The sequence below is a fragment of the Mycobacterium sp. E735 genome (assembly GCF_001666955.1).
Taxonomy (GTDB): Bacteria; Actinomycetota; Actinomycetes; order Mycobacteriales; family Mycobacteriaceae; genus Mycobacterium.
In genome coordinates this window covers 1-10,509 of record NZ_LZIX01000171.1, presented here as the reverse complement: position 1 = coordinate 10,509, position 10,509 = coordinate 1, and the positions used below count along the sequence as shown (strand labels likewise).

The 10,509-nt window shown below is 69.3% G+C and carries 7 protein-coding genes and 3 pseudogenes; 3 read left to right on the top strand and 7 right to left on the bottom strand.

Annotation, left to right across the window (positions count from 1 at the left end):
* The coding region (locus tag A5704_RS13375) for a cation diffusion facilitator family transporter (protein WP_156737671.1) at positions 1-609 on the bottom strand (609 nt) is incomplete at its 3' end.
* Between A5704_RS13375 and A5704_RS13370 the strand changes: the two are divergent.
* Positions 587-1,198: pseudogene (locus tag A5704_RS13370) on the top strand (cation diffusion facilitator family transporter); the annotation flags it as partial. The gene A5704_RS13375 and the pseudogene A5704_RS13370 sit on opposite strands and share 23 nt — an antisense overlap.
* Here the strand turns inward: A5704_RS13370 and A5704_RS13365 are convergent.
* The 5 genes from A5704_RS13365 to A5704_RS13345 all read right to left on the bottom strand — a co-directional run bounded on the left by A5704_RS13365 (position 1,195) and on the right by A5704_RS13345 (position 8,800).
* A complete protein-coding gene (locus tag A5704_RS13365; RefSeq protein WP_067749297.1) occupies positions 1,195-2,313 on the bottom strand; it encodes a PDR/VanB family oxidoreductase in 1,119 nt (372 codons plus the stop codon). The pseudogene A5704_RS13370 and the gene A5704_RS13365 sit on opposite strands and share 4 nt — an antisense overlap.
* On the bottom strand, positions 2,280-3,182 hold the full coding sequence (locus tag A5704_RS13360; protein WP_197508485.1) for an alpha/beta fold hydrolase: 903 nt from the start codon (positions 3,180-3,182) through the stop codon (positions 2,280-2,282). The genes A5704_RS13365 and A5704_RS13360 overlap by 34 nt, the downstream gene beginning before the upstream one ends.
* Positions 3,183-3,199: 17 nt before the next feature.
* Entirely contained in the window at positions 3,200-4,108 is a 909-nt protein-coding gene (locus A5704_RS13355; protein WP_067749294.1) for a metal-dependent hydrolase, read from the bottom strand.
* A 20-nt stretch (positions 4,109-4,128) separates the two neighbouring features.
* The gene (locus A5704_RS13350; RefSeq protein WP_067889381.1) at positions 4,129-7,368 is read right to left on the bottom strand and encodes a thioester reductase domain-containing protein; all 3,240 of its coding nucleotides are present in this window, start codon (positions 7,366-7,368) and stop codon (positions 4,129-4,131) included.
* A 445-nt stretch (positions 7,369-7,813) separates the two neighbouring features.
* Positions 7,814-8,800 carry a diacylglycerol kinase family protein gene (locus tag A5704_RS13345; RefSeq protein WP_067749288.1) on the bottom strand — a complete coding sequence of 329 codons (987 nt, stop codon included), beginning with the start codon at positions 8,798-8,800 and terminating at the stop codon, positions 7,814-7,816.
* A gap of 86 nt (positions 8,801-8,886) precedes the next feature.
* Between A5704_RS13345 and A5704_RS13340 the strand changes: the two genes are divergently transcribed.
* Both A5704_RS13340 and A5704_RS13335 read left to right on the top strand, forming a co-directional pair.
* Positions 8,887-9,756, top strand: coding sequence for an oxidoreductase (locus A5704_RS13340; protein WP_067889378.1), 870 nt, complete (start codon positions 8,887-8,889; stop codon positions 9,754-9,756).
* Positions 9,757-9,839: 83 nt separating this feature from the next.
* Positions 9,840-10,316: pseudogene (locus tag A5704_RS13335) on the top strand (DMT family transporter); the annotation flags it as partial.
* Positions 10,317-10,365: 49 nt separating this feature from the next.
* Here A5704_RS13335 and A5704_RS29235 read toward each other — a convergent pair.
* A pseudogene (locus A5704_RS29235) lies at positions 10,366-10,455 on the bottom strand (hypothetical protein); the annotation flags it as partial.
* Positions 10,456-10,509: the final 54 nt, after the last annotated feature.

Genomic DNA, 10,509 nt, shown 5'->3' with positions numbered 1-10,509 from the left:
GGCACCGCGCAGCACCGCCAGGATCGCCACCGTGATGATCAGGCCGACGATCGGATCGGCCAGCGGGTAGCCGAGCGCGACGCCGGCCGCCCCGAAAAGCACTGCGAGCGAGGTGAATCCGTCGGTGCGAGCGTGCAGGCCGTCGGCGACGAGGGCGGCCGAGCCGATCCGGCGGCCGGTGCGGATCCGGTAGACGGCGACGATCTCGTTGCCCGCGAAGCCGATGAGCCCGGCGGCGGCGACCCAACCCACGTGGCCGATGGCGACGGGGTGAATCAGCCGCAGGACGGCCTCGTAGCCGGCGACGATCGCCGACAGCGTGATCATGCCGATGACGAACAAGCCGGCGATGTCCTCGGCGCGGCCGTAGCCGTAGGTGTAGCGGCGGGTCGGCGCGCGGCGGCACAACGAGAACGCGATCCAGAGCGGGACGGCGGTGAGCGCGTCCGAGAAGTTGTGGATGGTGTCGGCGAGCAGCGCGATCGATCCCGACAGGACGGCGATCACCACCTGCACGGCCGCGGTAGCGCCCAGTCCGACGAGGCTGATCTTGACCGCCCGGATGCCGATCGCGCTGGATTCCAGGGCGGTGTCCACGCTGTCGGCGATCGTCGCCGGCTACGAGGCCGTCCTGCGGCTGATTCACCCCGTCGCCATCGGCCACGTGGGTTGGGTCGCCGCCGCCGGGCTCATCGGCTTCGCGGGCAACGAGATCGTCGCCGTCTACCGGATCCGCACCGGCCGCCGGATCGGCTCGGCCGCCCTCGTCGCCGACGGCCTGCACGCTCGCACCGACGGATTCACCTCGCTCGCAGTGCTTTTCGGGGCGGCCGGCGTCGCGCTCGGCTACCCGCTGGCCGATCCGATCGTCGGCCTGATCATCACGGTGGCGATCCTGGCGGTGCTGCGCGGTGCCGTGCGCGACATCTTCCGCCGGCTCATGGACGCGGTGGACCCCGCGCTCGTCGACACGGCGGAAGCGACGCTGGCCGCCCGCCCCGGCGTCCGCAGCGTGCGCAGCATCCGGATGCGCTGGATCGGGCACCGCCTGCACGCCGATGCCGAACTCGACATCGACCCCGGCATCAGCCTTCAGGACGCGCACCGCATCGCCCACGACGCCGAGCACCAGCTGACCCACGCCGTGCCGCGGCTCGACAGCGCCCTGGTGCACGCCTACCCGGCGCACCACCCCTAGGCGTCGATCACCAGGCGACCGCCGTTGGCCCGCGAGACGCAGACCAGCATTTCGCCGTCGCCCTCCGCGGCGCGGCCGCGGCGATCGACCTCCCCGGCAAGCACTTTCACCTTGCAGGTGCCGCAGAAGCCTTGCTGGCAGGAGTACGCGGTCGTCGGGTCGCCGTCCAGCATGACGTCCAGCGCCGACCGGTTCGCAGGCACGCTCAGCACGCGCCGTGAACGGGCAAGCTCCAGCTCGAAGGGGACGCCGTCGACGACGGGCGGCGGCCCGAACCGCTCGTAATGCAGTGGCGCGTCGGCGTGTTGGTCGCGCATCGTGCGCACCGACTCCAGCATCGCGGTCGGGCCGCACACGTAAACGGCCGTCGACGGCCCGGCATCGGCGAGCAGTTCGGAGGCGTCGGGAATGCGGCCACGCTCGTCGTCGGCCCACACGCTGACCCGGTCGGGCGCCACCGCCAATACCTCGTCGAGCAGCGGCATGTACTCCCGGCTGCGGCCGGCATACACGGCACGCCAATCGATTCCGCGCTGCTGGGCGAGTGAGATCATGGGCAGGATCGGAGTCACGCCGATGCCGCCGATCACGAACAGCACCTCGCGCTCGTCGGTGACCAGATAGAACGCGTTGCGGGGCCCCTCGAATTCGATGGTGTCGCCCACGTCGAAGGTGTCGTGCATTTCGATCGAGCCCCCGCCACCGTCGGCGATCCGGCGTACCGCGATCCGGTAGTCGGTGCGCCGCCCGGGCGGACCGCACAGTGAGTACTGGCGTCGGCGGCCCGACGCCAGCCGAATGTCGATGTGCGCGCCGGGAGTCCACGACGGCAGCAATCCACCCTGCGCGTCACCCAGCGTCAGCGCGACGACGTCGGGCGTGAGGAGTTCGCGCTCGGTGACCACCGCGGTGGTGGTCCGCCGCACCGGCACCACCCGCGAGGGGTCCCAGCGCGACGCCGACGCCAAGCCCCCGAAGAGGGTGCCCACTCCCCACAACGCCGTGTAGAGGCGGTCGCGCTTGCGACGACCGTACAAGTCGGCGGGTCTGCTGCCCCAAATCGTCTGTGCCACAACAAGTCCTACGTCTGACCAATGGTGTTCTGATCGACCCATTCGCTCGTGAGCCGGGCGATGACCTCGGGATGGGAGGACACCACCCAGTGCCCGCCCTCGATGTCGACGACCCTGCCGTTGGGCGGTATCGAGCCGGTGAACCGCTGCAGGGGCGGCGAGACGAAGTAGTCCCAGCGCGCCACCAACACCTGCACGGGGACCTTGGTCTGCGGCAGCTCCTTCCCGGGCGCCAGGAACGGCCCGGGCATGTTGGCGCGGTACAGGTTCAGCCCGTTGACGTAGTCGCGGGTCGACCGGGTGGTCGCCGCGCGCCGCCGCCCGGCCCGGCGAGGCCGGCCGATCAGTTCGACCGCCGCGAAGACCGCAACGGTCGCCCGGGACCAGATCGCCAACTCCGGCACGCCCGGGCACAGAAAGAACCAGATGTAGGTGGAGGCGAGCGCCTGCTTGAGGACGTCGAACACGCCGCGGGGTGAGCGGGCGGACCGCAGGAACTTGCCCGCATAGTTCAGGTGCGGACCGGAGATCGACGTGAACGAGGCGACCTTGCCCATCACCGACTCGTCGGTGACCGCGGCCCAGGCCTGGATGGAACCCCAGTCGTGGGCGATCAGGTGGACCTCGTCCACCCCGAGGCTGTCTATCACCGCGCCGATGTCCGAAATCAGTTGCGGCAGGCGGTATGCCGCGCGCCTCGCCGGCGTGGACGAATCGCCGGCGCCCCGGACGTCGAAGGCCACGAAGTTGTAGCGCCCACCCAGGGCGTCGGCGACGCCGTCCCACACGTGGTGGTTGTCGGGGTAGCCGTGGATCGCCAGAATCGTCGGGCGCCCCGGGTCGATCGGCGAGTGGGCGTGGACGGCCAGCGACACGCCGTCGGACGCGATCACAGTGTTGGACTGAGTCATTCGTGTGCCCCCGACGCTCAGTGCGCCGCGCGGGCCGCGGGCGAGCGGGCCAGGTAGTCGACCGCGCGGCCCACCCCGCCGAGCTTGGACGGGTGGAAACTCGGCGTGTAATAGGCGCCGATGACCCGCAGGAACTGGAACGGCCCGGGCACCAGGCCGCGGCGCGCCGCGCTGAAGTAGTCGCGCCAGCGGGGTTTGGTGCCCGGCGGCAGGTACGGGTCGACCGAGTACATGAACCGCACGCCGCGGACGAACAGCCACAGCAGCGCCGGCGTGATCAGCAGCTGGGTGCGCACCTGGCGCCAGTAGCCGCCGCGCAGGTGCTTCATGGTGTCGAACGCGACCGCCTTGTGTTCGACCTCTTCGGCCCCGTGCCAGCGCAGCAGGTCGAGCATCACCGGGTCGGTGCCGAAGGCGTCGTGCTGCGGGGTGTCCAGGATCCACTCGCCCAGGATGGCGGTGTAGTGCTCGAGCGCGGCCACCATCGACACCCGCTCGAGCAGCCAGCTCTGCCGTCGCCGCCAACCCCACCCGGGCCGGTCCCCGATGAGCTGGGAGAAGAGCCAGGCCATCTGGTCGGTGAACGGCGTGACGTCGACGCCCTTGGCCGCGAAGTGATCCAGCACCCCGGAATGGGCCTGGGAGTGCATGGCCTCCTGGCTGATGAAGCCCTGCACGTCCAGCCGCAGCTGGTCGTCCTTGATCAGCGGCAACGCGTTCTTGAACGCGTCGACGATGAACTCCTCGCCTGCGGGCAGCAGCAGGTGCAGCACGTTGCAGAAATGGGTGGTGAAGGGCTCGTTGGGCACGTAGTAGAACGGCAGCGTCGCCCAGTCGAACTCGACGTCGCGCGCCTGCAGGACGATCCGCTCGTGGTCGAGCGAGGCGTCATGCGGGCCCGTCGCCTGGTCGTCGACGGTGAACATGGAAGAACCCCCTTGGGAAACTAGGCGCTGCGTTGCGCCTCGGCCTCAGCCTCGGTGATCAGGCGCTCACTGCGCAAGAACCGGACGAGATTCTCGACCGTGTCGGTGAGCGACGGCTCACGCAGGCCGACCGAGGCCAGCGCACGCGCACTCCGGTATTGGGAGTTGCCGTAGCGCTTGTCCCGCATCGCCGCGATCTTGTCGGCCGACCGGGTGAGGAAGTCGACCAGCGGGTAGATCGGGTCCCGCGTCGTGCAGCGGCGGTTCATCTCGGCGGCGAATTCGGGGATGTCGTGGTAGTCGAAGCGATAGCCGTAGCGCTCGGAGAGGACGCGGGTGATGTCCATCAGGTTGTAGTAGTCGTCCGCGGTCATGTTGAACACGGTGCCCTCGTCTGCCGGCAGGTCCATCAGCGCGACGATGTGGTCGGCGATCAGATCCGCCGGCAGCAGGCTGAGCTGGTTGAGCGCGTTGGCGGCGATGCCGTGTTCGATCATGAACGCCACGGTGCGCACCAGGATGTCGTCGCCGCTGCCGAAGCCCGCGCTGGTCGGCGAGATCAGCGAGGGCCGGAAGATGCGCACGTCGAGCCCCTGCCGCTGGGCGGCGAAGGCCAGCTGCTCGGCCACCCACTTGGTCTGCGAGTAGCCGAAGTCCAGGGCGTTCATCTCCAGGTTGGCGTCGGACTCCCCGACCACCGGCTTGACGCTCCACCCGTAGATGAAGGTGCTCGAGACCAGGTGGAAGGTCTTGCGGTGCGCCGTCATCGCCAGCCGCAGCAGCTCGTGCGTCCCGATCACATTGGCCGGGCGCAGGGCGTCGTAGGTCCGAACGTAGTTGACCAGGGCGCCGTTGTGCAGGATGGCGTCGACGCTCTCGGCCAGGCGCCGGAACCCCTCCTCGCCGATGCCGAGCTGCGGCTCGGCGAGGTCGCCGCAGACCACGCGCACCCGCGCCCGGACCTCGGCTTCGAGGGCCGGCGTCCACAGCCGGGCCCGGCGCAGGGACGCGACGATCCGGTCCAGCCCGTGCGCGGGATCCGTGGCGCGGATCAGCGCGTGGACCGTGAGGGACGTCCGGCCGAGCAGGCTGGCGACCAGGAACGGCCCCAGGAAGCCGGTCGCGCCCGTCAGCAGGATGTCGCCGGGCGCCCCCGACCGCGCCGGCGGCAACGCCGGCAGGGGCAGCTGGGCGTCGGCCCGCATCCGCGCGAACTCGTAGGCCTCGTACTCGGTCGAAATCTGGTCCAGCGCCTGACGCAGCGCATCGAGCGGCTGCCCGGACCCCTCGCCGAATTGCCGCATCAGGCGGAAGAATTCGGCCACCGTGAGCCGCTGGAGCAGGCGCGTGTTGACCTCCTCGACCAGCTCCCCCGCGCCATGCTCTTCCAGCAGGGCCTGCAGGTCGGCGCGCAGCTCGGCGAGCGCCAGCGAGTCGATGCCGAGGTCCGCGAAGGAGCAGTCCTCTTCGCCGGTGAGGTCGTAGCTCTCGATCAGGTTGCGGAACCGGTCCAGCGGGCCCGGGTCGGTCTGCGCCCATTCGTGGGCCTGGTGCGTGTAGCTCGCCAGGACGGGCAGCTCGCCGTCCAGCCAAAGCTGACGCGTCGAGGACCGCCGGATCTTGCCCGAGGTGGTCTTGGGGATGCTGTGCGGCGGCACGAACACGATGGTGTGCGGGTCGATGTGGCCATGCCGGCGGATGGCCCGCGCCAGCGCCTTGCCGTCCGGCAGCGCTCCCGCGTCACGGACCTCGGCCACCACGGCCAGCACCTCCTGGTCGTCGCGCTCCACCGCGAACGCGGCCACGCAGCCGCCGCGCACCTGCGGGGCAGACCGCTCCACGATGCCCTCGATGTCGGAGGGGTAGCAGTTGACGCCGCGTACGATGATCAGGTCCTTGCTGCGGCCGCAGACGAACAGCTCGCCCTCGTAGAGGAAGCCGAGGTCGCCGGTTCGCAGGTAGGTGCGCTCGGTGTCGCCGGCGATGCGGGCCGCGAACGCCTCCGCGGTGACGTCGGGGCGGTTCCAGTAGCCGCCGCCCTTGGACGGGCCATCCAGCCAGACCTCGCCGACCCGGCCCTCCCCGAGGGCCTCGCCGGTCTCGGGGTCGACGATGCGGACCACGTTGCCGTCGATCGGCTTGCCGCAGCTGACCACCGGGGCCTGGTTGCTGTTCTCCGGCTGGGCCTTCTCGACCCGCGCGAGGTTCCTCTCCAGCGCACGCTTGTTCAGCGCCAGCGTCTGGCGGCCGCGAAGCGAGACGATCAGGGTGTTCTCGGCCATGCCGTACGCGCCGGTAAGGGCGTTGGGTTCCAGGCCGCAGGGGGCGAACCGCTGCCGGAAGCGCGCAAACGTGCTGGCGCGCAACGGTTCCGCGCCGACGACGATGCTCTCCAGGCTGTTCAGGTCGATCCCGGCGAGCTCGGAACTGGGCAGCTTGTCCTCGCGCAGGCACAGCTCGAGGGCGAAGTTGGGCACCGGCGTGTGGGTGGCGCGCACGTCGCTGATGAGCCGAAGCCACGACGACGGCCGCTTGAGGAAGTCCAGCGGCGACATCGCGTGCGTGGTGCCGCCGATCAGCGGGATGAACAAGTAGGCGGAGATCAGGCCCATGTCGTGGTGTTGGGGAAGCCAGGTGACCAGCACCTCGCTCTGCGTGAAGGCCGAGGCGTTGGCGATGACGTTGGCGTGGCTGACGATCACACCCTTCGGGTCGCTGGTGGAGCCCGAGGTGTACTGCAGGAAGAGCACCGGCCCCGGGGTGTCGGGGACGTGGGCGCCGCCGAACTCCTGCGTGCCGTCGGTGCCGAACCAGGGCAGCTCCGGGGGCCGCTGGGTCTCCGCCCACGGCGAGCCGCCGTCAAGGTGGTTGAGCAGCACGCGGTAGTCGTACTCGAACTGTTTGGTCGACAGCACCGCCTTGGCCTGGCAGTCGCGGGCGATGAAGCTGAGCTTGGCCAGACCCGACTCGAACGACATCGGCAGCGGCGGGCTGACCGGCACGGCGATCACCCCGATCCGCGCGCAGGCGTAGAACGCCGCGACCATCTCCAGGCCGGGCGGGTAGACGAGCAACGCTCGATCGCCCGGCCGCAGCCCGGCTTCGGTCGACAGGTACGCGGCCAGCTCGCGCGTCCGCTCGGAGAAGCTCCGATAGGTGTAGTGCTCCAGCTCGCGGCCTTCGTCGTCGACGAAGCGGAAGAGGGTCTTGTCGGGTGTTTGGGCTTCGCGCATGTGCAGATGGTCAATGAGCGTCTCCATCGCAGGAGCCACCCCCTTCCGGGTCAACTATGAGCGATAAGAACTTTTCGGATCAATTGATAACGCCCAATGTAACGCCGTTGATGGATGTTGAGCAAAGCGTGCAAGGCATTTCCGGAGACCGCACATTAATCTCACAGGATGGACTTAACTACCGGCAACCGTCGACGATCATGGGATCCGCATCTACGGACTTCAGTATTCACGTTTATGGGTTGAACAGCGCATTTATCGCCCGGGCCTTGTCGCATCCGTGCGGATACTGAGGTACGTATTTCTCAGCATCATGATTTCTCCTGGGATGACTTCGGCCGAATCCGGGGTGCATTTCGTATTCGCACCGCAAAGGCCATAGCAACCCCAATATCGAGCTTCGCATTCCCGGCGGCGAGTGAGATGCGCCACGGGAGCCGTCTCGCCGCTGCTGACCTACTGAGCTACGGAGTCAGCTCGGCTGGGCAACCCGGATGCGGGGGCCGGCCCGGGCCACCAACCGGGTGATCCCGACGAAGCGTTCGCCGTCGATGATCGGCGAGAGCGGCTCCCCCTCGGCCTCGATGGTCATTTCGCGGCCGTTCACGTCGCGAACCCCGGGACCCCGCAGCGTGCCATTGGTGAGTGCCGCGGGCAGCTGGACCACGATCCGCGAGGGCCGTATCTCGCCGGCCTGGAAATGCAGCGCGCCGGGATTCTCGGCCTTCGGGAAGAGCCGGAACGGTCCCCCGATCCGCAGGTCGATCGCTCCCGCGTGCAGCACGCGGTGCGTCCGCGACGGGACCTCCTCGCCGTCGATGACGACCCGGGCACGCGTTGGGGTGAACAGCACCGACGAGTAACTGGACGCCCGCGAACGGCCGACCTTGGACGCTAGGTAATCGCGGAACGAACGGCCGATCACCCGGGCGACCTCTGTACGGCCGTGGTCGGGCTTTCCGTAATACATGTCGTAGAACCGGTTGCCGACCCCGCCGGCGGCGAGTCCGAAACACAGGCGATGAAACGCCGCGCCGTCCGCGGTCTCGCCGTCGAGTTGCAGCGTGTCCAAACGCATTTCGGGCGGGGGCCGGTTCGCCTCGGCGGCTGCCACCAGGGCGCGGACGATGGCGTCGGGCCGCCCGCGCACCCGCGCCTTGCGCGCGACGGCGTTGACGCTGCCGCCGTTGGACGGCACGAACGTCGGCCAGCGTTCCGGATCGGCTTCGCAGCGCTCGATTTCGTTGATCAACCAGTGCAGCGCGCCGTCGCCGCCGTCGCCCACGAGGTGCGTGACCCGCGGGTGGAGCCCGTCCAGGGTCTTGCCCAGCTCCTCGGTCGAGGCGGTTTCGTGGACCTCGCCCCACGGACCGACGATGCGGCGCAGCTCGGCGACGCGGTCACCGCGCGCGCCGCGATTCCTGCGCGCGAGCGGATTGACGATGACCCCTAAATACATCCGCGGCGTCGGAGTTCCACCGGCCATCCCACGCACGATACCTGCGGCGTTCGGGTGGGAGGCATCACGTAGTTAGGGTGGGCTGCATGCCTGGTTGGACCGCAGCAGACCTGCCCTCCTTCGCCGGACGCACCGTCGTGATCACCGGCGCCAACGCCGGACTGGGGGAAGTGACCGCCCGCGAATTGGCCCGGGCCGGCGCCCGCGTCGTGCTGGCCGTTCGCGACACCGAGAAGGGCAAGGCCGCCGCGGATCGGATGCGCGGTGACGTCGACGTCCGCCACCTCGACCTGCAGGACCTGGGCTCGGTGCGGCGCTTCGCCGACGAGATGACGGCGGTGGACGTGCTGGTCAACAACGCCGGCATCATGGCCACCAAACACGCGGTGACCGCCGACGGCTTCGAGGGCCAGATCGGCACCAACCACCTCGGCCATTTCGCGCTGACCAACCTGTTGCTGCCCAAGCTGACCGACCGGGTGGTGACGGTGTCCTCGCTGATGCACCACTTCGGCTACGTCAGCCTCAAGGACCTGAACTGGCGCTCCCGCCCGTATTCGGCGTGGCTGGCCTACAGCCAGTCGAAGCTGGCCAACCTGCTGTTCACCAAGGAGCTGCAGCGGCGCCTGGAATCCGTCGGCTCTCCACTGCGCGCGCTGGCCGCCCACCCCGGCTGGTCGCACACGAACCTGCAGGGCAACTCCGGACGCAAGCTGGGCGACGCGGCGGTGTTGGCCGTCGACCGCATCGTGTCTACCGACGCCGATTTCGGGGCCAGGCAGACGCTGTACGCGGTCTCGCAGGATCTGCCCGGCGACACCTTCGTCGGCCCGCGCTTCGGTCTGTATGGCCGCACCCAGCCGACCTGGCGTAACTGGCCGGCCAAGCGGGCGGGCACCGCCGCGGCGCTGTGGGACCTTTCCGAGCAGCTCACCGGCACCGCTTTCCCGCTATGAGAATGCTCGACGGGCGGTTTGCCGCAGCCCGACTAGATTGGTGAGCAAATCCGTGCAGCGACGCCCAGGCGAGGAGGTAACCCGTGTCGAACACTGATATGGCGGCGATCCTTGCCCTCCTTGCCGCGCTGGCGTCGGCGATCGGCAACGTGGTCCGCCAGCGGTCCGCGCAGGAGGTCACCGACAAACCCGTCGGCCACCTCGCGCTGTTCGGCATGCTGTTGCGCGACAGGCGTTGGTTGCTGGGCGGTCTCGGCGACATCGCCAGCTACGTTTTGCTGGCCGCAGCCCTGGACAAGGGCTCAGTGCTGTTGGTGATGTCGCTTCAGGTGACGTCGCTGCTGTTCGCGCTGCCGATCTATGCGCGGATGAGCCGCCACCCGGTCACCCGCCCGGAATGGCTGTGGGCGGTGGTGCTCACCGCGGCGCTGGTGGTTGTCATCGCGGTCGGCCAGCCGGCGGGCGGTCAGGAGCGCGCGGCGGCCGACGTATGGCTGATCGTGGCCCTGGCCATGGCCCCGCCGCTGCTGTTGGCGATGGCCGGCGCCCGGGTCTGGTCCACAACTGGTCGGGGTTGTGTTCGAGGATATCGACGACGCCTTTCATCAGCACCGCGAAGACGGCCAGCAACGAACCGGCGACCGCCGCGAGCAACAACGCCGCCACCGGCCGATCCGACCAGACCCGGGCGCCGGCCATCGCCAACAGCAGCGGCGGGGCCATGGCCAGGGCCACGATCAGCCATACGTCGGC